The organism is Dietzia sp. CH92 (genome assembly GCF_032248695.1).
Lineage (GTDB): Bacteria > Actinomycetota > Actinomycetes > Mycobacteriales > Mycobacteriaceae > Dietzia.
The window spans coordinates 518,672-544,667 of the sequence record NZ_JAVHXC010000002.1 but is presented as its reverse complement, the minus strand read 5'-3'; the positions used below and the strand labels follow the sequence as shown (position 1 = coordinate 544,667).

Below are 25,996 nucleotides of genomic sequence, written 5' to 3'. Positions count from 1 at the left end.
CAGATCTGCTCGACCCCGAATCGCACCTTGTGGACGTCGATGTAGTCGACGATCAGGTAAGTCGGCGGTCGAGCTCCGCCGCTGCGAAAAACGCCGAGGCGGTCTTGAGGATCTCATTCGCCCGGCGCAGCTCGGCGTTCTCCCGCTTGAGGCGCCTGACCTCCGCGGATTCGGCGGTCGATTCAGGTGACGAGGGGCTCGATTCCGCTTCGATCCAGTTCCGCAGAGTCGCCGCCGGGTTCACGCCCAGCAGTGACCCGACGTGGGTGCGAGCGGCGACCTTGGAGCACTGCGCATCCGCCAGGTGCTCGTGATACATCCGGACCGCCCGCTCCCGGGTCTCAGCGTCGAACTTTCGTGGTGCTGCCATGGGTTCCAGTATTCCTTGTTAGATCGGAACCCTCCGACAGATCCAGGGAGGTTCAGATCGATCAAAGACAGGACCAGAACTATGCAGGATAGCTAAATTAAGCACAGACTGTGTCGACGTGGTGGACACCTCGGTGTCGATTCTAGGCGCGCTTGCGTTGTCATAACTATCACGACGCCCTGGATGTGTTGACGCCCCACCCGCAGTGGCCCGTCGTACGGTCCAATCCAGGGCATTGGCACCCCTCCGTCGCAAAACCTATCGATCCGCCCCCCCCGGGGGCGAATCGATTGTTGGACGACTGATCAATTAACTCGGGGTAACCCACAAGCGCAGTCCGTCATGCCGTGGCTTGACCAGTAGCGCACTTTCATAGGGGGTGGGCAGAAACTGTCGGGATTTGCCTCTGAGCAGTGACTTTAGGACGATCGGCAACCTCGGATGGCTACCGGGAGACGGCAATTGGCAGCGCTTGCCAGCCAATATGTTGGGTGGGACTAGGGGCTCCCGGACACGCGCCGCCCGAGCATTCTGTGAGCCACGGCGCCCCATCGGCCTCTGTGACGGGAAGGCCCAGGATTGGGCAGCCGACTTGGGAAGCGATAAGGGGCCGGACCCAACTTCTTCTAGTTCCACTCGCATCCTGACGATCGACCGATCATCTCCGTCCGGTGACTACCAGTACATTCCGGCTGAAAGAGCCAACGTGGCGGGAAAATTCCCAGCCTCGGCGAAAGCGCGCCGAGGACCGCCGGAAAACTCTTTGATCTGGCACGATAACGGTCAGATGTTTGCCAAAGTTACAGCGGAGCCTTGCAGTCGCCAACCGCCACACCACAAGGGTATCGACCGATAAACATTGAAGGACCAAGCATCAGGTGAAGCAATGCATATGTTGCTCACAGCGGGTGGTCACGCCGTTGAAGTCGGGACCCGTGGAGGGGGTAGCCCTATTAACAGCCAAGCCTAGCACGGAGCCTGGGTGCGCTCGAACGGGATAGCAAAAGAGGGGGCGACCGAGGTGAGGGCATTCTTCATTCGCGCTCCGCGACTTGGGCCGCCGCGATGACAGCGAACTCTGTGACTAAACTCGCACGCGGTAGTGCAGGCCGCGGTTGTTAGATGGATCAGGGACGATGCGGGGGCGACCCCAAAAGGAAGGTTGTACAGAGTGGACCTCAGAAACTTAATTGTGGTGCTTCGAGCTCGCTGGCTAATGATCGTTGCGGCCACGCTGATCGGAGGGCTACTTGGTCTAGGCCTGAGCTTGCTGACCACTCCCACGTATGTCTCATCGGTCCAGTTCTACGTCACCTCTCTCGGCGGTGACTCGGCTGCTGCTGCGTACCAAGGTTCGTTGGCTTCCCAACAGCGCGTGCAGTCGTACGCGAGGTTGGTAGGAAGCGCAGAGGTAGCTCGACAAGTAATTGACGAGACTGGCGCAGATTTGTCGCCTAGCGAGCTTGCCTCACAAGTTGAAGCGAGCGGTGAAAACGACACCGTCCTCTTGAATGTCTCAGTAACGGACACAATCCCCGAGAGGGCCCAGGAAATCGCCAGTGGAATTGGGGTCGTGTTGCCATCGATCGTTAGCCAACTAGAAACCCCAGACATGGGGGGACCGCCGCAGGCCAAGCTAACAGTAGTGCAGCCGCCGGGTCTCCCGACCGATCCTATCGCTCCCAAAACCGAGCAGAACCTCGCAATCGGGATCCTATTCGGGCTCTTGCTGGGTGCCGGCGGTGCAGTCCTCGCGAACGTCCTCGACCGCCGGGTAAAGAGCAGGGAGCAGATCGAACTAATCGCTGAGTCCTCGGTGATCGGGGACATCCCCTTTCGAGCTAAGCAGGATCGGAAGGAGGGGTTTGAGCACGAGATTGACTTCCAAGGAGGTCACTCTCCGACCGCTGAGGCGTTCCGTCGCTTGCGAACAAACCTCCAGTTTCTTCAGGTAGACAAGCCGCCGAAAATGTTCGTAATAACTTCATCAGTTAGCGAAGAAGGAAAATCCGAAACCGCAGTTAATCTGGGGTTGGCTCTCGCGGAGGCGGGGAGTCGAGTCCTCTTGGTCGAAGCTGACATGCGTCGCCCGCGCGTGGTTAACTACATGCTCCTACCGGACGCAGTTGGATTGACCAACGTGCTTACAGGTCAGGCAGGCTTCGAGGATGTGGTACAACAAACTCGACACGATGGTCTGGAGCTTCTAGCCTGCGGCCCGCTTCCCCCGAATCCATCCGAGCTTTTGGCTTCAGAAACTTGTAGTCGACTCCTAGAGCAGTTGCGGGAAAAGTACGACTACGTCATCATCGACTCTCCACCGTTGCTGCCCGTTACTGACGGTGCCCTGCTTGCCAGAAAAACCGATGGCGCAGTACTGGTCGTACGAGCAAGCCGCACGACCACTGACCAGTTCCAACAAGCGGTGACCAACCTGCGCACCGCCGACGCGAGGCTGCTCGGTTCCATAATGATTGCCAATAGGCCTGCCCGTAAAGGTGCTGCTGGTTATTACGACACGTATTACTATTCGTCCGCCAAGGCTGTTGCAGCGAACGACGGCTGATTCTTTCATTGAGGCGCAAGAGCGGATGCTCGTTTTACCACGGAAGGATACCTCAATGACTCGCGACCGCACAGGAACGCAGCACCCGCATCCGCGGAGTAAGATATTCAGAGTCCTCGCCTCGAGGCGCCTCTCACCGTGGCTCGCGGTCGACTCGTTCGCGTGGACGGTGATGTACGGGTGTGCATTGTGGCTGAGATTCGATTTTGACACGACTCGCTCCCTCGAGGCTCTTGAGGGATTTCGATTCACCACCGTCCTATTCGGCACTTTGGTCCTCTCCGCGGTCTTGGGCGTGATCTCCGGCCTATATAGGGGTCGCTTCATCCCAGGAAGCCTAATTGAAGCGAGTTGGCTATCGATCGTTGTCGCCGGTGCATCGACCACGGTTTTTCTTATCTTGATGTCGAGTCCGTCGGTCCAGGCTTTCCCGCGCGGTCTTCCTCTAATGGCAGGTGCCTTTACGCTACTGGTCTCCCTCACGCTTCGCTCTTTCGTTCGCGGTAGGCGACTACTAGGTTCGGGTGCGCTTGCGGAGGCTGAAAGAGTAATTGTTTTTGGAGCCGGGGATGGCGGACGGCACCTCGTTAAGCAGCTACGCCAGTCGGTTAACAGCACCTACAACCCGGTTGCGTTTCTGGACGATGATCCCGCCAAACAAGGCATGGTCATCGAGGGAGTCAAGGTAAGAGGCACCCGGGAGAGACTAGAGAGGATTGCCTCTCAAGAAGCCGTGAGCACGTTCGTGATCGCGGCACCGAGTCTTTCGCCCGAAGATCTTATCGAAATAAGAGATCGCGCGGAGAGAGCGGGGCTCCACGTTCTGATTCTTCCGCCGATCGGCGAACTCATGAAAAGCCGACCCGCCGCTGATGAACTAAGGCAGATCAACGTGAATGATCTGTTGGGTCGCAAGCCGGCGAGGCTAAATCAATCACAAATAGCGGAGTATCTACGAGGCAAACGGATCCTGGTCACGGGAGCGGGAGGATCGATCGGTTCTGAATTATGTAGGCAGCTTATGCGGTTCCGTCCGAGCGAATTGATTATGCTGGACCGCGATGAATCGGGCCTGCACGCGACGCAATTATCGATCCAGAATCAGTCGATGCTGGACGGGGACGACACCATTCTGGCATCTATCCGAGACGGCGAAACTGTAGATCGACTTTTCGCCGAGCGCCGTCCGCAGATCGTTTTCCATGCGGCAGCTCTAAAGCACATGCCCCTCCTGGAACACTATCCACTAGAGGCGGTTAAGACAAATGTGCTGGGAACAAAGAATCTGCTAGATGCAGCAGCTAAGTCGGGGGTTGAAACGTTTGTCAATATCTCGACCGATAAGGCTGCGAACCCCTCAAACGTTCTCGGATTCTCCAAAAGGATAGCTGAGCGACTCACAGCCTCGGCAGCGGAAAGGGCTGGCCAGGGTAAGTACGTTTCCGTCCGTTTTGGGAACGTATTGGGCTCGCGGGGATCAGTCCTTACGGTTTTCGAGCGACAGATCGCCGAAGGGGGCCCGTTAACGGTGACTGACCCAGACGTGCGTAGATTCTTCATGACGATCCCGGAGGCGTGCCAGTTGGTCTTGCAGGCTGCTGTGATCGGACAATCAGGCGAGACTTTAGTGCTAGACATGGGCGAGCCGGTGGCGATAATCGATGTAGCGCGAACCTTAATAGAACAGTCTGGAAAAGACATCGGAATCGTGTACACAGGACTGCGAGAGAACGAAAAGATCGATGAAGAGCTATTTGACCGACGGGACCTAGTAAGCGATCAGCGAGCCCATCCCGCCATCACTCACGCGCGCGTAGCTCCCTTTGAAATAGATCTGGCGGAGGTTGAATTAGTTCTCGGCGACGCGGGCGCGTCTCGCAGGTGGCTCGCGGACAAATCTGGTTGACCCGGGTATCGGGGATCCGAGTCGAGGGGCTAGGCCTTAGATAAGAGGGGGGGGCTCACTCGCAGAAGACAGGAAGCTGGCTTCTGAACGGAGGCTTCAAATGGAATATTGCACACGCACCGTAAGTTAAATGGTATCGACAGTGGGGTTCAGATGATAGCGCATGTCAGGCCCGCGGTGAAGAAGCCGACAATGACGGCCCCCGCGCGGTACGGCGAGGCTTTCTTCTGGCTGGCGGTGCTGGTTGGTGCCAACTTCGTCGGCTCGACATCGCGCCCGCAGTACGGGTTATTCCTCGTCGGCTGCGCGGGCTTAGCGCACTCATGTATCCACTTCTGGCGAGAAGGCCACAACCGTATCGGAGCATCCGCGATATTCGCGTTCGCGACCGGTTTGTTCCTTCATTTTCCCGCTGTCTATACATATTTTGACGGGTCTGAAAGCGCGTTCGAGTTCTTCCTTCTGGCGTCAAGCGCTTGTTTGGCGAGCCAGATAGCCATCTTTCAGTTTTTGGTACCCCTTGGGCTAGGCCGTGGCTTAGATGCCTATGAGGCGAGGCGCTGCCAACGGATGAGTTCAGCCGCTTGGCTGCTTCTCGCTTTGAATCTTACCCTCTATGTTCTAATCGCGATTGGCTTGCGAGTTCCCGGGCTCGAACGCTCGGCTGCCTTCGCGTTGCTGGTTCTCTTCGCCGTATGCGCGGCTCGGTCGACGTTGCCCGCCCTATTGACGCTTCCGCTCTGCGCATTGCTATTTCTGCTGTACACCGAGTTTTTGTTTGCTGGTCTTGGACGGCTAATCCTCGGGACATTGGGGTTAGCGGTTGCAATGTGTTTCTCCGTCCGCTGGGCTGACCGGCGTGTAAAGGCATCCATTTTAATTGTTGCTGTCCCGGTGCTCACTTACATGGTGACATGGCGAACTTCCTTTGCCATCAACGTGCAGGGCTACGAAAACGCTGAGGGTAGCGGTATCGCTTCCATACTCGCCCCGTTTGTACGTTTTTCACAGTTACTCGAACTCGACCTGGCGGGCTCGCTCGACCATGTGGGTTTTGGGACGCTTTTCGCCACGGCTGTGATCTGGATACCAAGGCAGTACTGGTCCGATAAGCCGGTCGGGTTTGGTGCAGAACTCGCTGAAATTTTCACTCCGCATCTGGTCAGGTATGGGCAATCCGATGCTGGGTCTGTCTATGGAGAGGCGCTTTATTCTTTCGGATGGGTGGGAATCGTTCTCGCCCCGATAGTAATTGGGTGTTTCCTGGTGTTGGCGGACAGATTGCTCATTATCCTCGAAAGCTCTGCACCGCCGGTCGCAGCTTACGCATTGGGCATCGTGCTCGCGAGCGGCGTTGCTGACCTAGTCTGGAGCGGGACGTTCACATACGTGTCGCGAGCCGGTGTGCGTGTTCTAATTCTGCTCGCGATCATATTGTTGACGGTTGGGATCCGTCTTCCTGCCGCTGATGTGCGGAGGGTTGGCCCTGGACTGTCGGGGCAAGGCTCCCGTGACCTGGCTTTTCGACACCATTAGGTGTCACTCAGCGAAACTGAAGACGACGGTTTATCTAAAGGTGTATTCATGACCCAGACGGCAACTTTGGTAGCTAGCCCGCGGCGCTCGGAAGCCGCGTCGCGTTTCCGCGAGGACATCGAGGGGATGCGCGCGATAGCGGTTCTTTTCGTTGTACTCTGGCACGCTGGCGTCCCATTCTTGGGCGGCGGTTTCATCGGGGTCGATGTCTTCTTCGTTATATCGGGCTTCCTTATGACCGCCATGCTGTATCGCGGTCTGCGTGACAACGGCAAGATTAACTTACTCGATTTTTACGCTCGCCGGATCAAGCGTCTTTTGCCGGCCAGCGGCCTTGCGCTCGTCGTCATCTTGCTTGCATCTTACTTATTCCTGCCTGCCTCGCGCTTGGGCGCGATAGCTCTCGACGCGCTGTTCGCCGGCCTATATGTTGTCAATTGGCGATTCTCGGAGACCTCAGTTGATTACTTAGCGCAGACGGATAGCGCGAGCCCTGTGCAGCACTTTTGGTCGTTGTCGGTAGAGGAACAATTCTACATATTTTGGCCGATTATTGTCGCCGCTCTTGGATACTTGGTCGTCCGTCGTTACATCTCGGCCCATAAGGCTCTGCTGCTGGCCCTTTCGGTCTCGGTAGCGGCTTCACTGGCGTGGTCTATTTACATGACGGAAATCGACCCTGCGAGGGCGTACTTCGTGACAGCCACTCGGATTTGGGAACTAGGCCTAGGTGGTGTTGTTGCGGTCTCTCTTGTTGGCGTGGCTCGAATCGGCCGGCTTGTTTCCGCGATTTTTGCATGGCTCGGGCTTGCCGCGATTCTCGCGTCTGGGGTGGTTTATACCACCGAGATGAGTTTTCCAGGGTGGATAGCACTAGCGCCGACAGTCGGCGCAGCGCTATTGATCGCGTTCTCGCCGCAAGCCGGTAGCCTCGGACCGGCTCCGCTGTTGTCTCGAAAAGCTCTAGTCTGGTTGGGTAGCATTTCGTACTCGTGGTACCTGTGGCACTGGCCCGTGATTGTCATAGGGAGTCAACTTATTACAGACGGGACCAGGGCAGCGACCGTGCCGGAGGGCGTTGCCTTGGCGGCGCTGTCGATCTTGCCAGCATGGTTGTCGCTTAGGTTCGTTGAGAACCCCCTACGTCGCGCTCAGTGGACCAACGTTAGCCTCGGCAATGTCTATTTTCTTGGATTGTTGATTACTTCGCTAGTAGTGGCTACGTCGATGATTCTTGCGTTAACTGCGCGCCACCCGGAACCGTACGCGGCTTCCGCGATAGGGGCGGCCGCAGGCATCGCGGACGGGCGCGATGATAAGCCCGTCGGTGCCCAAACGTTGGGTGATGATCCAAACTCGTCGCCTAACGCGATGCCTGTAGATCAAGTGGAGCACATCAATCCCGCTCCGGCGGTGGCGAATCGAGTGGTCCAGCCGCATCGTAGATGTCACTCAAATCTTGATAGTTCCGAGTTCCGCGTATGCGAGCTTGGAGTCCCGGGCGCCAACACGACAGTTGCCATTATGGGGGATTCGCATGCGGGCCAGTGGGTAGCTCCCGCTATTGCCGTTGCAAAGCGGAATGGATGGGGCGTTCGGGCGGCAACTAAGGGTGCGTGCCCGCTAGTCGACGCGGAGCTCACGACGGCGGAGGGGGCCGACTATGTCTCCTGCCGCGAATGGTACGAATCAGCGATGGAATGGCTCACCGGGGTAGATGCTCCGGACGTCCTCTTGTTAAGCCATAGCAATTATAAGCAGTTCGCAGCGGAGGGTTTGGCCTCTTTTGAGGCAGGGGAGATCCGAACTATTGACCGAATCCGCGATGCTGGCGTATCGGTTGCGCTTATCCGCGATACTCCTTATCCGGGCGTGAACGTCGCTGAATGCGTGGAAGCGAACGTCGAGAGTCTGCGTCGGTGCGTGCTTGAGAAAAGTGAGGTACTCTCGCGCCGAGATTCAGTGCAACCGCAGGTCGCGTCTCAAACCGGCGTTCCAGTGATCGACTTGACCGACTGGATCTGTCCGGGGAGTACTTGTCCGCCGGTAATTGGTAATACTCTTGTATGGCGCGACTCGAATCACCTATCGCTCCAGTATGCGCTTTCTCTAGTGGATGAACTCGAACGGCAACTAGTCCCTGTGGTAACGGGAGCTGGCTAGTTACAGAAGACGGTAGATGACGGCGAGTTAAGGTTCAACGTTGGTATCTGGTTAAAAAAATGGGTTGGTGGCGAACACCTGACTCCCGTCCATTCGACAACCGTTTCTCGGTGTTTTGTTTCAACTCGGCGACTGACACGGACGCGACACCGGTGTTGGCCCCAGGGTCATTGTTCGAACTCCGGGTATTAGTTGATGGTGTGGCGCCAGTATGTGCAGCCGAACCTAGCGCGAGCGTTTGGAGTCCGTCCACTGCGGCGTTAGCCAAGGTCCTGGGTAACCGGAGGGGACGCAGGCTATCGACGACTGGCTGGCTCCGACCCTCGTAGGTGGCATTATCTGGGCGGTAAAAGGTCCTTGAGGCAGTTTGACCTATGGGCATAATCCTTATGTCGTCGACGACGGTTACTTCAGCCACAATTGTTCGGTCCACGTAGGTTTGCCACGCAGGTGGCGGGTGAGGCGCCTTGGGAGCCTGACCCGCTTTTCCGGACACTAACGCGGGTGATGATCATCCAAGGGAACAAGTCTGTGATGACTGCAGCGAAGCCGACGGTGTTCCGGCGTCGAGTTCTTGATCTAGTCGCTCAGGTGAACTGATTGCCCGAGTCGCCCGGAACCTGGGTATCAGCGAGTCGTGTCCGCGGCGGTGGAAGTCCGTAGATGAGGTGGGCTTGGGCCGAGAGGCGGGGCTGACGAGAGCTGACAAACTCCAGTTGGCGGAGTATTAGCGCGAGAGCCGGGAGCTGGAGATAGAGACAGAAAACCCCAGAACGTGTATCGGCCTGCATCGCTAGGGAGAACGTCCTTCCAGAGTAGGTTCCGGCTGGTCTACGAGCGCGCCGCCGATGGGTTCCCTCTAGCGGTGTTCTGCCGGGCCCTGCAAGTGTCGACGTCGGGCTACTACGAGTGGCGATATCGGCCGCCGGCCGCCGCCCGTCCGGTCCCGGGCGGACGCGGAGCTGACCGAGACCATCGCCCGGGTGCACTACGCGACCCGAGGCACCTACGTAGCGGGCCCGCGTGCACGCCGAGCTGGGTCTGGGGCTGGGCACCCGGGTCGAGAGTAAGCGGGTGGCCCGGCTGATGCGCTCGGCCGGCCGGGTCGGGGTATGGCACCGACGCAAACACCGCGGGTGGAAGCCCTGCCCTGCCACGCTCCCCAATCTGGTCCAATGACAATTTCGTGCAGATGCTCCGGACCGCATCAGGTTTACCGATGACACCTAGCATCGCGCCCGGGATGGGAGGGTGCACTGCGCCACGGTGATCGATGCCTACTCGCGCTGCGTAATCGGGTGGACGAGCGCCGGCCACGTCCCCTCGGAACTTTCGGTGGACAATCTGGAGATGGCCCGCTGGCAGCGACACGGGGCCGTGGTGCACTTTGAAGAGCGGCAGCGCCTCCACGTCGTGAATCTTCGGGCTCCGCCTGCGCCAGGCAGGCCCTGCTCGTGTTCGATGGGGCGTGTGGCGTCCAGCGTCGACAATGCGCTTATTGAATCATTCTGGTCCACCGTGCAGCGAGAACCACTCCACCGCCGCGACTGAGCCACCCGCACCGAACTGGCCTTGTCGGTACTCGAGTGGATCGAGGGTTGGCACAATGAGACCCACCGAGGTACGGCCCTGGGGATAGTCTCTCCGCAGGACTACGAAACACTGCACACTTCCACTGGAACCTGATGCCACACCGAGATAGTCGGGGAAACTGGGTCAGGTTCCGCGCCTGCCCGCTTCCAGAATTGGGCGCAGGTCTCTTTTTGTATTCGTCGTCCAGCAGTTCGCTGTAGGCCAATCGTGAGTGGTCGTCGACGGCGCCCGTGGATGAACTAGTACCCGACCCCGCTGCGGTTCTTGCGCCCCTTGGCCCTGCCGAGGGCCTTGTGCCCGCCACCGTCGGGGATTCTTCCGAGCTTCTTGATATGCACGTGCACCAGATCGCCGGGAGCTGCGTGCTCGTAGCGGGTCGGGCGGCGCCTTGTGTCGCGGGATCGGGGCGTCGGTGGCCGGTTCGGTGAACGGCAAGCGCACGCACCCGTAACGGGACAGGATCTCCGGGTAGCAATTCCGAAGCACCACTGGCGACGACGCCATTGAACAGCGCCAGGCCCGAGACCGAGCAGCCAAGCTACGTCGCCAAGCTCCCCACCACGCGGGTCCCGATCATTGAGGTTGGCTACCAGGACAGAAGCCGGGGCATTCGGGGCAAAGAAAGCGACACGCCTGGCTCCCCTGCTGCCGAGGTTCCACCGACCTGCCGGTCCGCTAACCGTCTGGCGGCAGGAACCTCACTTAAGTGGCCGCTGTCCCCTCGACAGTGAAGTCAAGAGGACCGCCACAATTGTCACTCCGACGGCGGAATTCATCACCATCCCCCAAGCTACAGCCTCCGGCCCGCCAAACAACGGGCCGACGGCGGCGACAGTCAGCATCCCTACCGTGGAAGCGATGCGAGCGACTACTAGCCGACTAGCGGCTCGGCGGGCCCGCAGGATCGTTGAAAGCGACGTCCTGATTGCAGTTAGCGCATACTCAACAGCCATAATCGGAAGGACGATTGCTGCCGCCACCCAGGTGGGACCAAGCAGTGCCGAGCCGAGACTTTCGGGCAGCCAGAAGCCTAACGATCCGCATAGCCCAGCCACTACACACATAGCCGTAGTGAGGGGGATGACCTCTCGGATCATCGCGCTGACGCTCGCTTTGCTCCGTGCGAGGCGGGGTACCATCACGAGCGACAAGCCTGCGACCATAGTATTGAGCGGTCCGAGCAATGTGCCTGCGCCACGTAAACCAGCCACTCCCTCATTGCCAAGCAGGCTCGTTAAAATAACAATGTAGAGGATCGAAGTGACTGACATCATCAGTGTGTCGAAGGCGTAGCCCAGCCGCTCGCGCAGTCGGTCGGCCATCAAAACAATAAAGCTCCTAGGCGACGGACGGACTTTAAGGACAAAGCAGACTACGAGGACAGACAATACAGCGCCAGCGGGCCAACTACCGACTATTGCGACCGGCGGAAACTGATGATGGGAGGTGAAAGTGCTCGCGAAGCAAACAATCGACACAACCAAGCGAACTAAGTCGGAAGTCAGCGCTAAGGTAGATCGTGAAAGCGAGATGGCTCCATAACGAATAACATCCTGAGCAGCAAGAAAAGGGCACCCCAGACCAAAAACGATCCAAATGCTCGAGTCGGACCACGCCCCGTAGAGTACCAAGATCAGCCCGATAAAAAATCCGAGCAACAGCGCGGCACCGGATGCCCTGTCTAGTTCGGATTTAACCCGATCATGATCGCCGCTGAGTACCGCCAGTGACGTGCCCAGGAAACCGCGGCAACCCATAATTATCGCCGTAACTATCGCGAAGGCGACACTGGCCTCGCCGAAGGAGGCAACGTCCATCACGCGTGCGCAGGCGAAAATTACCAAGATATTAGCAAGGCTCGATGCAGCCTGATCGGCAAAGCCGGCCGCGCTCTCTCTAGTCACGGGACGCCTGTTCGGGAGGGAAGCAGATGGTATAGATCAAGACGATTTGCACTGCGGCATGCTACCTGCTTAGTTGCCGTAGCTTAACCCGAATGCGAGTAGGTAGCATAAAAGCCCAGGCTTGGACGCGACGTCGCCTAGTCCTGGTCGGCACGCGGTAGCCAAGCCCCTCCTCGATCGCCTGCCTACAAGGCGTGCAATAACCGCATGGACGACCACTTATCGGGTTGAAGCAAAACCAGGTGTGATTCATGATCGTTTCAAAGCCGCGCTGCCTCGCCTCGTCTGCCATATCGATTTTTGAGCGGCCGTAAAGCGGAAATAAGAAGCGCTCATATAGCTCGAGCGGCGAATCTTCCGGCGCCGCCATTTTGTAGCGTCCAGACATTGCCGGCTTCAGGTATTCTGAGAATGCTCCGCTAGCGCCCGCGCCATGCAGGACGCTTAGCTCAAGTTTTAAATTCTTCCATTTCGCTAACCGCGCCAACCAATCGTATTGACCACCTATGCCATACTCGGAGTGAAGTGCGAAGTACTGTTCTTCGACGAGCCGGTCCCGCGGTATCTCGCCGACCCGAACAACCGTCACCGGAAGCAAGCGCTCGGCCGCATGCGGGTAGTCGCGGGCGATCATCTCGCTCAGCTCGCCCATGCGCTTAAGCTCGATAGACGATGATCTGCGATCGGAATCGAGGACGTACCACGGTTGCACGAGATCATCGCTGTCGAGGAGCGCTGAAACGACGCAAAAAGTTGAATCCCAGCCCGATGTCCATAAAATGTGTCTAGTCATATAGATGTGTAGACCTTATCTACTTGGCATTCCTGCACTTTACAACCTTCAGAGAGCCAACTTCTCCACAGGCGATGGCTGCCTAACTGGGCCGGAACGCGGCGATCGCTCACCTAGCTTCGTACAGCCGCACCATGGGCGGTAGCGGCAGTGGTTGGGAGGGGTTCGATACCGCTTCAAAGAAGGATGAGGTCGAACACGGGACTGTCAGACGGAATGCTACCACCGGGAACAACGAGGCTTCGCTTTCCGCGAGCACCCTCGATGTGCCGAGTAACGAGTCGTGCACGCACCGACCCAGGGGCGAACTCAGGCCGGTTGCGGCCGAGAGCGTCCGACATGAGCCGCACGACGCGGTCAATTGGCAGTTCCGGAGCAACTACGAGTAGTTCGGCCAGCCCTTCCCTGGGCTGCGCAACCTGTGCGGAATAAACTCCGGGTAAGTCCCGTACCAGTGATGAAATTTCCCGCGCCGAGACGATGCGCAACGCGCCGTCTCGGCCGTTAACGGTGACGACGTCCCGAGAGCGACCTTCGATCTGCCCGATCGTCACGACGGAACCCGCCTCAGTTAGGCGTGTGGGCGATAGCCGGTCACCAAGACCGTAATTGATTAAGGGGAACAGCCTGTTGCTGAGCGTAGTGACGATAGCCTCGTTATCGGCATCTGTCCGCACCAAGGTCCTCCACCAGAGGACCGACAGCGGCCACCCGTTCGCGCCGGCAGATGTGCCCGCGATAACTCCCGTCTCTATGGCGCCATATTCGATTAGAACGCGGACGCTCAATCCTTCTTCGATCAGCCGAACGTCCGATGCATAGACTGACTCACTGGTGAGAATTACATGGGTTAGGTGCGCGAACGATTGACCCCTTTCCGCTGCGCGCCTGGCAATTGATGCGATGGCTGACGGGTAGCCCACGACGTACTTCGGCCGAACTAACTTCAAAGCACGAATAGCTGCATCGGCGTCTGATGGATTCGGCAGGAAGCCGTTCACCTTCCATGAATTCCCAGAGACGTCCTTCGCCGCCCGGATGAGACGCGCTTTTGCTTGGGCGTATCCTGAGACGCCAGAGCCAGAGATTGTATTAGCGGCAAGTACGAAGGAGTCGAACGGCTCTAACCCGTTGGGAATTCGCGACGCCCAGGTAGACATGTAGCCGTCAGCGAACTCGTTTGGCCCCCGCGGGAAGTCATACGGCTCGCCCGTCGAGCCACTAGTCCTATAGGTGCCGACGGCACCTTTCGTAACCAGTACCAAGTCGTGCATTTCGCGCAATTGCTGTTTGGTCAGCACCGGCCAAGTATTGAGATCATTTAACGATGACGCCCGGTCTGGAAGAGAGTGTATCCGCTTCCATTCGCGGTAAAACGGTAGCCGGGTCGCCGATTGCCAGACCCGATTAAACTCCGCGAGCTGCCGATGCTCGATTTCTGCGTCGCCTATAGGCTGAAGGAAAAGCTCCGCACCTGCAGTGGCAATCTGAAGTCTCTTAGCCCCGAGGGTCCTTCGGATAAGATGCTTTGGGTAAAGCGGCGTCATTTATATTCCCTGACTATGTGCGACTACGCGAAGTGCGTTCTGATGGCACGCAGCGCGGTTGGGTCTTGCGCAGAGCGCGAGAGTGCGGCTAGCCTAACCTGATGCCGGCCCATTGGTGATGGCGTCGGGCCGTGGAAAGAATGAAATTAACTACTCTATCCGAAGTATTTTCAATCGTGTAGTCGGCCGGGATGGATCCACCAACTTTGCCCGGGCCGGACGTATCGGTCATTGCCAGCCCAACTGCAGTAATAACGTCTTCGGGATGTAATCCGGTCATTACGATGCTACCGGCGTCCAGAGCCTCGGGCCGCTCGATCGCGTCCCGAAGTGTGACCGCGGGGAAGCCAAGAATCGCGGATTCCTCGGCGATCGTGCCAGAATCAGAAAGGCAGCACGCCGCAGTGGTCTGCAGGCGATTGTAGTCGTGGAAACCCAACGGATCAGCGAAAACAATTCCTTCGGGGGCCTTCCACCCCTCCAGCGCTTCGAGTCGCCTTCGAGTCCGGGGATGGGTCGAGACGAAAACGGTCTTGTTGTAGCGTTCGCGCACGGCCACTAGGCACTCGAGTAGCATACGTAGCCGAGCCGGCGAGTCAACATTCTCTTCCCGGTGGGCAGAAACTAGGAAGAACTCGCCTTGCTCGAGCCCTAAATCGTTTAGAACCGTGGATGAAATAATTTCGTTCTTATAAGCCTGGAGCACCTCTCGCATCGGTGATCCGGTCTTGAGGATTCTTCGGGGGTGTAGGCCCTCCGCCAGCAGGTTAAGCCGAGCGTGCTCCGTGTAGACCATATTGAAGTCCGCGATGTGGTCGACCATTTTGCGGTTGGTTTCTTCCGGAACATTCTGGTCAAAACTTCTATTGCCGGCTTCCATATGATAAGTAGGAATTTTGAGCCGACGGGCCATTAGCGCTGCGATGCACGAATTGGTGTCACCCAATACAAGTACCGCATCGGGTTTCTCAGCTGTCATTATCTGCTCTGCGGCAATCAGAGTGCCACCCAAGACGGTGCCGAGACTGGATGTGTCAACACCCAGCATGTGATTGGGTTGCCGGATTCCGAGATCCTCAAAAAAAACTTGGTTGAGGGTGTAGTCGTAATTTTGCCCAGTGTGGACTAGGACATGATCAATCCCGTTCGTGTTTTCTAATCGATTAATCACTCGGGAGAGACGTATGAGCTCGGGTCGCGTTCCGACGATCGTCATGACTTTCATGGCTGATCTTCCTTCTCGCTTAATTGAACCGGTTCCGCGAAAGTGTCCGGAGATTCTGGGCGGAAGAGTTCGTGGCTCCAAAATTGGGTTATCAACAGTTGATCTCCAGTGTTTGTTATATTGTGCACCCATCCAACTGGCATGTCGATGGCTACCGGACTGTCGCCCGAAACGCCAAAGGTCACAACATCGTTAGTGAACTTTCGCCTCAAGCTTATCTCTGCGGTTCCCTGAATAACGGCAAACCGTTCAATCTTAGTTAAATGGTAATGCTCGCCTCGAGTCACGCCAGTTTCTGTGGTGCTAATGGACGATTGCCCCTGGCCGCCGTGGCAGCGTACTGTTTCCACGAAGGAGCCGCGAGGGTCAGTGTGTGGCAGCAAACGAATGGGATAATGGGAAGGGAAGAGGGCGGATCGATACGAGTTAAATAGGTCAATTCGAAACTTGCTGTGGAGGCTCGGAATGTCCCCAGTATGTTCATATGCTTCATGAAACTCTTGCAACATATCCCATACTTCTCTCACGCCGATCACTAGACCCTTCGGCTGAACTTGACCGTCACGAGCGGATAGCGCGTCTATAAGAGCTTGGGCGGCGTCTTGGGCGTGTAGCAATTCAACGGAGTTCCCGCTGATGGCCGGTTTCTTGCCAGCTATGGTGGCATGAATAAAGGTCGCAACAAACGAGTTGTAGAACGGCACTCCGTGCTCACCGAACAGGTTGGTGAGACAGACGTTAACAAACGACCCAGAAACATCCTGGGTCGCTTCTTCCAGTAATTTTTGTGCGGCGAGCTTGCCTCGGCCGTAAGGGTTGTCTCGATCCGTCTGGATTGTCCCGGCGAAGACTACTTTAATCGCCCTCCCCGCGCCCTTGATAGCGCTGGAAAGATCGTACGCGAGTTGAATATTACCTTCCTCCACTTCGTCATCGCGGTCGGCTCGGTTCACTCCTGCTAGGTGGATGACTGAGTCGGCTCGTTTTATCAAGTGTGGCAAGTCCTGCCAGTTACTCCGATACACTGGGATAACTTCGTGGTCGGTGAGTGCGGAAAGTCTCAGACGCACGTGCCACCCCAGAAAACCTCCAGCGCCTGTAACTAGAATTTTCATTAAAGCCTCCCTGAGAGGACGTTTTGCAATTCAGGTAGTGCTCCGAGTAGCTCGGCGGTCTCGTCTACGTTCAGTTGGCGGGCGTTGTTGGAGTCAAAATCGTTTGGCTTCGCAGTATCGGTACTGCCTTCGTCGACATAGACAGAATATTGTAAAGACCGTGCGTCTAGTGGGACGCGGAAGTACTCGCCCTGATCGTCAGCTTTGGCCATTTCTTCTCGAGAAAGTAGAGTCTCGTACATCTTTTCACCGTGCCTGATCCCGATATGGGCGATGCGCGGATTACTGACGCCCATCACTTTTGCGGTTGCTCGGGCAAGTGTTTCAACGGTAGTAGCAGGCGCCTTCTTGACGAAGAGGTCGCCCGGCTCGGCCTCGAAAAATGCGTGCGCGACCAAGTCGACCGATTCCTGGAGGCTCATCAGGAACCGAGTCATACTGCCTTCCGTCACAGTCATCGGTACGCCTTCTCGCAACTGACGAACAAAGAGAGGAATCACTGAGCCGCGCGAGTACATGACGTTTCCGTAGCGGGTAATGCTGACCGTGGTCGATGAATCGGGATGGTTCCGCGCGAATGCTTGAGCAGTCTTTTCCATCAAGCCCTTCGACATCCCCATCGCGTTCACTGGGTACACCGCCTTATCAGTAGACAAGCAGACCACGGATTTAATGCCGAGCTTATGAGCTGCCCTAATGACGTTGGCACTGCCGTCTACGTTAGTCTTAACGGCCTGGTCAGGGAAAAACTCACAGGACGGTACTTGTTTAAGCGCTGCGGCGTGGAAAACATAGTCCGCTCCGACGAACGCGTTCTCGACGCTTTCCGGATCGCGTACGTCTCCTAGAAAAAATTTGAGCCGTGGCTCACCCAGTCGAGACCTCATTTCGTCTTGTTTAGCTTCGTCTCGGCTAAATATGTGCACGGTGCCCGCACCATTGTCTAACAAGTGGCGCGCCATTGTTGAGCCAAAAGAGCCGGTACCACCGGTAATTGCTACGGTGGCGCCTTGCAGAGATTTCATCATCTATTCTCCAACTTATCTTGTGTACGGTATATTTCTGCAACTTCTCTCCAGCCCATTCGTGCAATGGGCGGCGTCCAACCTGCAGCGGTCAGCCAGCTAGGTGCCTGCTCTTGACCGAACCAGAGTATTTCCAAACGACGAGCTATACCGGCGAATCCTGGTCGCACGCAAGCAAGATGAAAGGCGCAGCCCACGATGGTGCGAGCAAACCACCTCGGAAGGCGAAGGGGAGACTTACCCCCCAAGTCTTCCAACAGCGACTGAACGGTCAGGCCCTCCGAAGGGTGGCTTACTATCGATGGGGGGCTGGCGTCGGTTGTGGCGAGAAAGGCGATGGCATCGGCTACATTGTCTAAGAGGGCCTGCGCAGTATTGGCACTACCGGGTTTCGCTACGGACGCGAGTCGCGACTTCGCGAACTTGATAAGCCGTTTAGTGACCTCGCGGTCGGCGCCGTGAACGCCCGGGGGCCGGTATACGATCGTTTCTGGGTACGAAAGTGCAGCCCGCTCCCCGTCTGCCTTCGAATGCGAATACGGAGAGAAAGGAGATGTGTCAGTGCGGGCGTCCAGGATAGGTACGCGTCCTTGGACGGCTGCGCTGCTCACATGAATGAAACGGACTCCCGCCGTGGACGCGACCTCTGCTAACAGCCGCGGTAACGTTGCGTTCGCTGGGATCAGTTGCGACAAGTCGCCTCCACTGGCGTCAGGCACTCCGGCACAATTGACCAGAGCGAAGCTACCAGCGACGGCAGCCTGTATAGCAGCTAGCTCGGTGATTGGAATGGTGTCGGAGCGGTGTTTAAGTCGCGGCGCACGAACCTGTTGAACCGAGTGTCCGCGTTCACTGACCGCCTTACAGACTGCGGAGCCGACGAAGCCAGAGGCTCCGACCACTACTATCTTTCGCACTTCGCCTCTTCCGACCGCTTGTGGGTTTCGAGTATCGACTCCAGCGAATCACCGACTGACTGCTCTGAGAAATGCTCCAGGTAGGCCGACCGCGCATTCCTGCCTAGCTCAACAAGTGCTGTATGTGGTGCCTCAGCAAGCTGGATAATCGCGCGAACCAGGGAATCAACGTCCCCAGGTTGCACGGCAGCACCGCAATCGGCCTGTTCTACAACCGCTGCCGCGTCGCCGGACACTGCAGCGATTATTGGGCGAGCGGCGGCCATATTTGCTTGAATCTTACTCGGCATAGTGATGCGGTAAAGGGGGAGATCCTTCAGGGTTACCAGTTGGACATCGCCAAGCGCGAGAATCTCCGCCATCTTATCGAAGGGCTGTGGATCCAGGAAGATTACGTTGTCTAGGCCTCGCTCTTTGGCGGACTGGCGCAGAAAATGCTTCCGCACTCCGTCTCCCACGAGCGTGAAGCCAATGTCTTTCCGGTGACGCAGCCGGTTCGCGGCCTCAAGGACCACCTCCAAATTCTGCATTTCACCGTGGTTGCCGGCGTACATAACGTTAAAGGCGCGGTTTATACCTAACGCCGATGCTAAGGAGGCGTCCCTAGCCGTGGGGTAGAACGAGGATTCCTCGGCCCAGTTTGGAACGACACTAATTTTTTGGTCCGGAACGCCTCGTTCACGCAGTGTTTCCACCATTCCAGGAGAGATCACCGCGATGTGCGCCGCGCTGCGGTATACCGCGTTGCAATAGCGCGCGATTGTTCGGTCCATAAAGGATGATGTTGGACCCGTCACGAAGCCACTCGAAGTCACCGTGTCGGGCCAGAGGTCTTGAATGTGGAGCACGAATGGGACGCGCCTCAGCATTTTTAACGGGACTGCAGCAGTAGCTGCGGTAGCCGGGGATGAGTAAACGAGAACCACGTCCGAGGCCCCCAAGGCGGCTGGCGCAGCTAGTGAAGACGAAGCGGCAAATGTTAAGTAGTTTGCCATTCGTCGCGTCGCGTTGTCGTCGTGACTCGGATAAGCGGGTACACGATGCACCGCTATACCGCGGAGAGTTTCGCGGCTGTAGGGCCGAATTCGATAGCCAGGAAAAATTTTGCCGGCTGGGTAAATCGGATATCCAGTTAAGACGTCAACCTGATGGCCACGACGTTGTATCGCGCGGGCGATCGTGCCGGGTCCTGCGGCCGCGCCGCCTTCTGGATCGAACCAGTGACTGACCATCCCTACTCTCACAACGCGCCTCCACTTCCGTATTCTTACCGAACAGGATCAATCTGCCAACTCTAAGTTTGTTCCTACTCCCACTCGAACTCGGTAGCGTAGAATAAACCGTCAGAGACCCTAATTTGGAGCGCACCGACTGCACTTCGCTGCACACCGCCAGCCCATACTCTTGCTCGCCTCCCTTCCTGGTCCCAGAAGGCTCCTGGATAGGGCCTAGTAACTGCACGAACTAACCTGTCAACTTCGGCGACTGTCATCGTTGATACGATCCTGCCGTCCTCAGGCGTTCGGGCGGGCCATTCAGTCGCCAGCGATTCGTCTTGGGTTTCAAACCGGCATGTCCCCGAAACTAGCGCCGGCCACGCCTTGCGTATCAGGGTTCTATGCGCCTCGTTAACCTTCGCGTAAAGCGAACTGGCGGTCTCGCGCGGGGCTAGCGGTATCGAGACTTGGTCGACAATCGGGCCCGTATCGACGCCGGAATCTAGAGCGAAAAGTGTGACCCCAGTGTGCGGAAGGTCTTTGATGATTGCCCATGGGACGGCAGCGCGGCCTCGACCTTGCGGGAGCAGTGTGGGATGCATACCAAGGACGCCCCGTGCGGCGGAGTTCAGAACCTCCTCGGAGGCAATCTGAGACCACCCGATTATAAATAGCCAATCCAGTCTCGCCTCGCGTATGGCCGCGATTGAGTCAGGCTCATTGATGTGGTCGACTTTCACCAAAGGAATACGGTGTTTTGCCGCTATCCCGTCTAGGTAGACTCGACCGGACTTCGTGATGGACTTATCATCGTTAAGGGTTATTAAAAGGTCGAACTTACCGCCGAGTGAAACTACTTCATCGATGCAGGAAAGTCCCAGCTCGACGCATGTAACAAATCCGAAGCGCATTGGTAACCTTGTCAGTATGTCGGCGGCGGTTTAAGTAAGTAGCCGAAAGTTCTAAGGATAATCTCACAGTCAAGGCGGAAGGAGACGCGAGATGCGTACTCGCCGTCAAACCGCGCTTTTTCTACCGGCGACATCCCATCGTACGAGTTGATTTGGGCTAGGCCGGTGAGCCCAGGCTTCAGACTAAGCGCGCCGTTTGCCTGGCGTGCAGTGATGACTTCAGTCTGGGTCTTCAATGCGGGGCGCGGCCCCACGATGGACATCTCCCCCCGTAGGACATTCACAAGTTGGGGGAGTTCGTCTAAGTTCAGACGACGAATGAGTCTGCCTGTCCGGGTTATCGCGAATTCGGCTGCGGAGTCTGACGGCCGGCTAGGGGTCCCGATCTCCATGCTGCGAAACTTGAGGATAGTGAACTCTTTCCCTGCTGCGCCTACCCGTTTCTGGCGGAAGATGGCTGGCCCACGGTCTTCCAACCATATAGCTGCGGCGATTATCCCGCTGACCGGACTAATCACGGCTAGAGTCACCGATGCAAGCGTGATGTCTGTTACGCGCTTCCACGTGCGCGCATACGAGCTCAACCTAGAACCTGGGGCAACTGGAGATGAGCGATTTGGAAAGCCTCGGCATTCCCTAGGCCGGACTGCCCGCCTCGGACCGCCGCCAATCCGCGTATAACCTCCGGGCTTCGTGGGTGAGGGAACGGTCGCATCACCCCCCGATATGCGCTACAGGCAGCAATCTTAGCGTCCAATTGTTCCTCAGTGACTGGGAAGTACGCGTTCGGCTGAAACGCGTGCCCTGCGCCGGGGAACTGCCAGTCTGTCGACGAGGGTATTTCCATAAAGAAGAGCCCGTTAAGCGGCGGTACGGATTGGTTCCGCTGGAACAAGCGAGCAGCGGCTTGGGTTGCAGAACTAACTTGCCGGTGATCGTCGTTTAAGTCATGGGGGTGGTGCGTGATTACCCACTGGGCGCTCGCCTCAGCGAGGTTGGCTTCAACGAATTGCACCAACTCTAGGTGCGGGACCGAGTTCATCTTGATGTTAGGAAACGGGCCTAGCACCGGCTCCGCCATCCCTAGAATACGTGACGCCTCGCGCGTGTCGGCAATCAGACTTTCGTCCGACGGCCTGTGGGCTCGAGCGGTCACTTCGCCTGAAAGAATTATTGTGCGCACGTCATGTCCCGCTTCGGTGAGCGCCCTGGCGGTTGCGCCGCATCCCAGGGACTCATCGTCGGGGTGGGCGACGACCACCAAGACGCTTTCTGGCATTGAACCTGACCTCTCTCGTGGGGGCGGTCGCAACGGTAGCGCATGTTCGGGTCCGGATGGCTGCGTGAACGTTGATCGCCCATGGGTGGGGCTGGTGAGACTGATGGCTCGCCGTAGACGAGTGGAGTGTCGTCTCGACGGCTAGGGTCGGCGACGGTGCCGCCTTGCCCGAGTAACGTAGGCGCGTACCGTCCCTTGTCGGCTTATACAACGTCGGAGGGCCGGTACGCGTCGGCGGAATATCGGCGGCGCAATCATACGCTGACGTCCCTGGAGGACCTTTATGAGCATGCGAGCGGTAATAGTGGGATTGGGGTATGTGGGCCTTCCGTTGGCTAGAGAAGCTGCACTGGCGGGGCTGGAGGTTGTGGGCCTCGATGTCGACCAGCGTGTAGCAAGTGCTATCAACAACGGGCGATCACACATCGACGATCTTTCCGATGAGGACGTCGAGGAGATGTTGAGGAGCGGTTTTCGTGCCTCGACCGACCCGGCCGTGCTGAACGAGGCGGCCGTTGCGGTCGTTTGTGTCCCTACGCCGCTTTCGGCGGGCGGGGGGCCGGACCTTAGCGCAGTGACGTCTGCCATGACGATGATTGCCGAACATATCCATCGCGGGATGCTTGTCATTTTGGAGTCAACCACATACCCGGGTACTACAGACGAGGTGGTCCGACCACTCTTAGAATCCAGCGGATTGACCGCGGGTTCGGATTTTTTTCTGGCTTTCTCTCCTGAGCGTATAGACCCGGGAAATCCGGAGTTCGGAGCGAAGAATACGCCGAAAGTTGTCGGCGGGTTCACGGAGGCGTGTGCCGACTGTGCCGTCGAGTTCTACTCGAAGTTTGTTAACCAAACTATTCGCACACGTGGAACCCGAGAAGCAGAAATGGCGAAACTGCTTGAGAATACTTACCGGCATGTAAATATTGCGCTCGTCAACGAAATGGCCAGGTTTTGCCACGATTTGAACATTGATTTGTGGGATGTAATAGGGGCCGCAAAGTCAAAACCCTTTGGTTTTCAAGCTTTTTACCCAGGCCCGGGCGTTGGGGGACACTGTATTCCCATTGACCCGAACTACCTTTCGCACAACGTGAAAGCTCGGCTTGGCTACCCGTTCCGGTTCGTGGAACTCGCCCAAGAAGTCAACGCGAGGATGCCGGCTTATATCGTCGAACGCGCCCAGGAGATACTGAACGACCGGGCCATGGCGCTGCGCGGTTCCCATATATTGCTCCTCGGGGTTACGTACAAACCGGATATTGCGGACCAGCGAGAGTCCCCGGCTGCCTCAGTCGCCGAGAAGCTCATATCGAACGGCGCGGTGGTTCACTTCCACGACCCGCTTGTGGAGGATTGGTCGAGAGTTTCAAGCGCCCATCGTGCCGACGACGTTGAATCTGCTGCTGCTGACGCGGATTTGACGATTCTTCTCCAGAATCACCGTGCGTATAATGTGGAACGTCTCGCCTCCCTGTCTCGTGCCTTCTTTGACACTAGAGGGGCTACGGGGGGTGACCATAAGAATGTCGTTCGGCTATGATTCTCGAGCCGCGGCTCGGGGGGATGAGGGGCCGTCCGTCCTTCTTCTTGCACCGCTGTATCCGCCGGCCTTTCGCGGTGGTGGCCCGATCCGGACGACCGAAGCTATGGTTGAAACGCACGGAGATCGCTATCGTTTCTACGTCATTTCGTCAGACACGGATTGGGGGGAGTCAAAGGCACTAGGAGTGCCTACGGACACATGGGTGGTCCGAGATAAGGCGTCGGTGCTCTACGCCAGAAAGCGGCACCTTGGGTCTCTAATCAGAGCGCTTTGGCAGGGTTCAAGACTCAATCCGGATTTCGTGTACATTAATAGCTTCTTGGACCCCAAATTCTCGATTCTGCCAATGCTCCTATCGAAGTTTAGAATCTTCGGTAACGCGGTGATGGTTGTGGCGCCCCGAGGTGAGTTCGGAACTGCGGCTCTCGCGAAGAAGGCGTTGAAGAAAAAGGTGTTCCTGATAGCGTCGCGGCTGACTCGTCTGCACAGCGGTGTGATCTGGCACGCCTCCAGTGAGGTCGAGGCTGGCGAGATTAGGACTTACCAACCGCGGGCTGCAGTCGTAGTTCGGCTCAATGAGTCGATTCTGCCCCTGACGGCGATGCGTTGCCCTAGTTCTGGCACCGATAATGTCCACCTAATCTTCGTCAGTAGAATCTCCGAGATAAAGGGTGTGACTCTGCTGTTGGAAGCCCTTGGTCAAGTTGAGGTCGGCGTGACGCTTAAGATCTACGGTACTGCTCAAAATTCTGCATATTTGCGGCGATGCGAAGAGCTTGCCAGTCGCCTTCCGTCGAACGTCGATGTGGTTTTCTGCGGTGGGGTGGAAAATTCGAAGGTGCGAGGTTTGTTTGCCGAAGCCGACGCTTTTTTTCTGCCGACCGAACACGAGAACTTCGGGCACGCAATCGCGGAGAGCCTCTCGGCGGGGTGCCCGACTTTCGTGGAAGACGTTACCCCGTGGACAGATGTCATAATGGACGGGGGAGGGCGAATCGTGGCCAATCACACTGTTGACGCATGGTCGGCAGAGTTGAAGGATTATTGTTCGCTGCCCCGGTCGGTCAGGTCGCGTATGAAGTCTGAGGCTGCTGATGCTTATGAGCGCTGGCGGGCAGAACAAGAAGGCCCCTCTGTCTTTGACATAATTGCAAAAAGCGCCCTGGGGGTTTAGTGCGGCCGTCTCGCGTTGCGTTTTGAGTGAGGCCATGCTTGCGTGGTGTTCCTGTCACGAAGTAGCAACGTTGAATAGGTGGAGTCCCGGTTCGGCGTTCATTTAACATCGTCGGCGGCGCGGGTAAGCTTGCGGTTTGAATGTTTATAGAGGCCCATCTCCCACTGAAGGCCTCGTAGGGCCGTTAGCTTGCTTCGACCGGCCCTGTTACTCTCGGCGTTTGTCGGCCTACTATAAGGGTCTTTGCAGGCGTGACACCAAAGAATGTGTTGTGAACCGTCAGCTGGGATTCACATTACGTGTCGATGCTTGGTGTGCGCGAAATCCAGCAGCGGGCCCCGAGGTTTGGGCGTACGGGTCACCGCTACCTCCACGGCGAGACAGGACGCCTCGGCGGCCGCGTGTCGGACTTGCCGGGCCAGGGCTGGCAGCTGCTGGCGCGCGTACGGTCGAGCCCATGACGACTTTGGTGTTCCTCCCCGGCCTGCACGGCGACGCCCAGACGTGGGCCCCGGTCATCCGCGCCTTGCCCCACGAGCTGAGCGCCACGGCCCTCGACCTCCCGGCCGTTGCAAACCTGGACGCACTCGCCGACGAGGTGGCCGAGCAGATCGCGCCCGGCAGCGTGGTGGTGGGGCATTCGCTCGGGGGAGTGGTCGCCATGCACCTCGCCGAGCGGCACCCCCAGCTGCTGGCAGGGCTCGTCCTGGTGACCGCGCCGGTGGGCGCCGAAGACCCGCAATCCGCGAAGGCGCGGGCAGCACGGGCAGCCGGCCTGAGCCAGGAGCAATACGAGGAGATCGCCCTCGACGGCATGGAGGCCGTCTACTACGGCGACCGCGGCCACGACCCGCAGGTCCGCGCCGAGCGACTGCGCGCCGCGCGGGTGTACGGGCCCCAGCGGTTCGCCGCCCACTCCATCGCGATCGGCGCACGGCCCGACCGCTGGGATTTCCCCGCGAAGGCGCCGTGCCCGGTGCTGATCGTGGGCGCCTCACACGACCAGGTGGTGCTAACGGAAGAACAACGCCGTTGGGCGGAGGCGAATGCGGCGCCGCATGTGACCTACGTCGAGATCCCCGAGACCGGACACATGCTGCCCGTGGAGGCCCCGGACCAGCTGGCCAGCGCGATCAGCGACTGGCTCAGCTCCCTCGGACGCTGACGCCACCGGTTCCGCGCATCCCGGAGGCCGCAGGCCGGGTG

General features: G+C 57.8%; 18 protein-coding genes, 2 pseudogenes and 1 other annotated feature (1 of these 21 only partly in view). Of the genes and pseudogenes, 7 read left to right on the top strand and 13 right to left on the bottom strand.

The window, feature by feature from the left end:
- Positions 1 to 95 (bottom strand) — a sequence feature (AL1L pseudoknot); it reaches 14 nt to the left of the window's first position.
- Between the two features lie 98 nt (positions 96 to 193).
- Positions 194 to 319: pseudogene (locus tag RWK90_RS17345) on the bottom strand (hypothetical protein); the annotation flags it as partial.
- Between the two features lie 1,222 nt (positions 320 to 1,541).
- Here RWK90_RS17345 and RWK90_RS05930 point away from each other — a divergent pair.
- The 4 genes from RWK90_RS05930 (at position 1,542) to RWK90_RS05915 (ending at position 8,541) form a co-directional block, all read left to right on the top strand.
- Positions 1,542 to 2,936, top strand: coding sequence for a polysaccharide biosynthesis tyrosine autokinase (locus RWK90_RS05930; RefSeq protein ID WP_314035733.1), 1,395 nt, complete (start codon positions 1,542 to 1,544; stop codon positions 2,934 to 2,936).
- A gap of 55 nt (positions 2,937 to 2,991) precedes the next feature.
- The gene (locus RWK90_RS05925; protein ID WP_314035731.1) at positions 2,992 to 4,842 is read left to right on the top strand and encodes a nucleoside-diphosphate sugar epimerase/dehydratase; all 1,851 of its coding nucleotides are present in this window, start codon (positions 2,992 to 2,994) and stop codon (positions 4,840 to 4,842) included.
- Between the two features lie 192 nt (positions 4,843 to 5,034).
- The gene (locus tag RWK90_RS05920) at positions 5,035 to 6,378 is read left to right on the top strand and encodes a hypothetical protein (RefSeq protein WP_314035728.1); all 1,344 of its coding nucleotides are present in this window, start codon (positions 5,035 to 5,037) and stop codon (positions 6,376 to 6,378) included.
- Entirely contained in the window at positions 6,379 to 8,541 is a 2,163-nt protein-coding gene (locus tag RWK90_RS05915) for an acyltransferase family protein (RefSeq protein WP_314035726.1), read from the top strand.
- A 1,730-nt stretch (positions 8,542 to 10,271) separates the two neighbouring features.
- Here the strand turns inward: RWK90_RS05915 and RWK90_RS05910 are convergent.
- From RWK90_RS05910 to RWK90_RS05860, 12 genes and pseudogenes are all read right to left on the bottom strand, one after another.
- A pseudogene (locus RWK90_RS05910) lies at positions 10,272 to 10,523 on the bottom strand (IS481 family transposase); the annotation flags it as partial.
- A gap of 309 nt (positions 10,524 to 10,832) precedes the next feature.
- On the bottom strand, positions 10,833 to 12,038 hold the full coding sequence (locus tag RWK90_RS05905) for a hypothetical protein (RefSeq protein ID WP_314035725.1): 1,206 nt from the start codon (positions 12,036 to 12,038) through the stop codon (positions 10,833 to 10,835).
- Positions 12,039 to 12,099: 61 nt separating this feature from the next.
- Positions 12,100 to 12,831, bottom strand: coding sequence for a hypothetical protein (locus RWK90_RS05900; RefSeq protein ID WP_314035723.1), 732 nt, complete (start codon positions 12,829 to 12,831; stop codon positions 12,100 to 12,102).
- 176 nt (positions 12,832 to 13,007) lie between these two features.
- A complete protein-coding gene (locus RWK90_RS05895) occupies positions 13,008 to 14,132 on the bottom strand; it encodes a hypothetical protein (RefSeq protein ID WP_314035721.1) in 1,125 nt (374 codons plus the stop codon).
- A gap of 334 nt (positions 14,133 to 14,466) precedes the next feature.
- On the bottom strand, positions 14,467 to 15,603 hold the full coding sequence (gene wecB, locus RWK90_RS05890; protein ID WP_314035719.1) for a non-hydrolyzing UDP-N-acetylglucosamine 2-epimerase: 1,137 nt from the start codon (positions 15,601 to 15,603) through the stop codon (positions 14,467 to 14,469).
- Positions 15,600 to 16,718, bottom strand: a complete 1,119-nt coding sequence (locus tag RWK90_RS05885) for an NAD-dependent epimerase/dehydratase family protein (RefSeq protein ID WP_314035717.1) — start codon at positions 16,716 to 16,718, stop codon at positions 15,600 to 15,602. The genes wecB and RWK90_RS05885 overlap by 4 nt, the downstream gene beginning before the upstream one ends.
- Positions 16,718 to 17,746 (bottom strand): SDR family NAD(P)-dependent oxidoreductase, encoded by a 1,029-nt coding sequence (locus RWK90_RS05880; RefSeq protein ID WP_314035714.1) that lies wholly within the window; start codon positions 17,744 to 17,746, stop codon positions 16,718 to 16,720. The genes RWK90_RS05885 and RWK90_RS05880 overlap by 1 nt, the downstream gene beginning before the upstream one ends.
- Positions 17,743 to 18,645 carry an NAD-dependent epimerase/dehydratase family protein gene (locus RWK90_RS17340; protein WP_396230278.1) on the bottom strand — a complete coding sequence of 301 codons (903 nt, stop codon included), beginning with the start codon at positions 18,643 to 18,645 and terminating at the stop codon, positions 17,743 to 17,745. Before RWK90_RS17340 ends, RWK90_RS05880 begins: the two co-directional genes overlap by 4 nt.
- A 2-nt stretch (positions 18,646 to 18,647) precedes the next feature.
- Complete coding sequence (locus tag RWK90_RS05875; protein WP_314035938.1) at positions 18,648 to 19,892, bottom strand: glycosyltransferase family 4 protein; 1,245 nt, start codon at positions 19,890 to 19,892, stop codon at positions 18,648 to 18,650.
- A gap of 74 nt (positions 19,893 to 19,966) precedes the next feature.
- Complete coding sequence (locus RWK90_RS05870) at positions 19,967 to 20,788, bottom strand: formyltransferase family protein (RefSeq protein WP_314035712.1); 822 nt, start codon at positions 20,786 to 20,788, stop codon at positions 19,967 to 19,969.
- A gap of 11 nt (positions 20,789 to 20,799) precedes the next feature.
- On the bottom strand, positions 20,800 to 21,372 hold the full coding sequence (locus RWK90_RS05865) for a sugar transferase (RefSeq protein WP_314035710.1): 573 nt from the start codon (positions 21,370 to 21,372) through the stop codon (positions 20,800 to 20,802).
- Positions 21,369 to 22,067, bottom strand: a complete 699-nt coding sequence (locus RWK90_RS05860; RefSeq protein WP_314035708.1) for a PIG-L deacetylase family protein — start codon at positions 22,065 to 22,067, stop codon at positions 21,369 to 21,371. The genes RWK90_RS05865 and RWK90_RS05860 overlap by 4 nt, the downstream gene beginning before the upstream one ends.
- Before the next feature lie 283 nt (positions 22,068 to 22,350).
- Between RWK90_RS05860 and RWK90_RS05855 the strand changes: the two genes are divergently transcribed.
- The 3 genes from RWK90_RS05855 (at position 22,351) to RWK90_RS05845 (ending at position 25,955) form a co-directional block, all read left to right on the top strand.
- The gene (locus RWK90_RS05855) at positions 22,351 to 23,613 is read left to right on the top strand and encodes a nucleotide sugar dehydrogenase (RefSeq protein ID WP_314035707.1); all 1,263 of its coding nucleotides are present in this window, start codon (positions 22,351 to 22,353) and stop codon (positions 23,611 to 23,613) included.
- A 205-nt stretch (positions 23,614 to 23,818) separates the two neighbouring features.
- Positions 23,819 to 24,790 (top strand): glycosyltransferase, encoded by a 972-nt coding sequence (locus RWK90_RS05850; protein WP_314035705.1) that lies wholly within the window; start codon positions 23,819 to 23,821, stop codon positions 24,788 to 24,790.
- 457 nt (positions 24,791 to 25,247) lie between these two features.
- Positions 25,248 to 25,955: an alpha/beta hydrolase gene (locus RWK90_RS05845; protein ID WP_314035703.1), complete on the top strand. Its 708-nt coding sequence runs from the start codon at positions 25,248 to 25,250 to the stop codon at positions 25,953 to 25,955.
- Positions 25,956 to 25,996: the final 41 nt, after the last annotated feature.

Coding starts and splice junctions, on each gene's coding strand:
- RWK90_RS05870 (WP_314035712.1), bottom strand. CDS start 20,788: ATGCGCTTCGGATTTGTTACATGCGTCGAGCTGGGACTTTCCTGCATC.
- RWK90_RS05880 (WP_314035714.1), bottom strand. CDS start 17,746: ATGATGAAATCTCTGCAAGGCGCCACCGTAGCAATTACCGGTGGTACC.
- wecB (WP_314035719.1), bottom strand. CDS start 15,603: ATGAAAGTCATGACGATCGTCGGAACGCGACCCGAGCTCATACGTCTC.
- RWK90_RS05900 (WP_314035723.1), bottom strand. CDS start 12,831: ATGACTAGACACATTTTATGGACATCGGGCTGGGATTCAACTTTTTGC.
- RWK90_RS05860 (WP_314035708.1), bottom strand. CDS start 22,067: ATGCCAGAAAGCGTCTTGGTGGTCGTCGCCCACCCCGACGATGAGTCC.
- RWK90_RS05885 (WP_314035717.1), bottom strand. CDS start 16,718: ATGAAAATTCTAGTTACAGGCGCTGGAGGTTTTCTGGGGTGGCACGTG.
- RWK90_RS05920 (WP_314035728.1), top strand. CDS start 5,035: ATGACGGCCCCCGCGCGGTACGGCGAGGCTTTCTTCTGGCTGGCGGTG.
- RWK90_RS05925 (WP_314035731.1), top strand. CDS start 2,992: ATGACTCGCGACCGCACAGGAACGCAGCACCCGCATCCGCGGAGTAAG.
- RWK90_RS05875 (WP_314035938.1), bottom strand. CDS start 19,892: ATGGTCAGTCACTGGTTCGATCCAGAAGGCGGCGCGGCCGCAGGACCC.
- RWK90_RS05855 (WP_314035707.1), top strand. CDS start 22,351: ATGAGCATGCGAGCGGTAATAGTGGGATTGGGGTATGTGGGCCTTCCG.
- RWK90_RS05845 (WP_314035703.1), top strand. CDS start 25,248: ATGACGACTTTGGTGTTCCTCCCCGGCCTGCACGGCGACGCCCAGACG.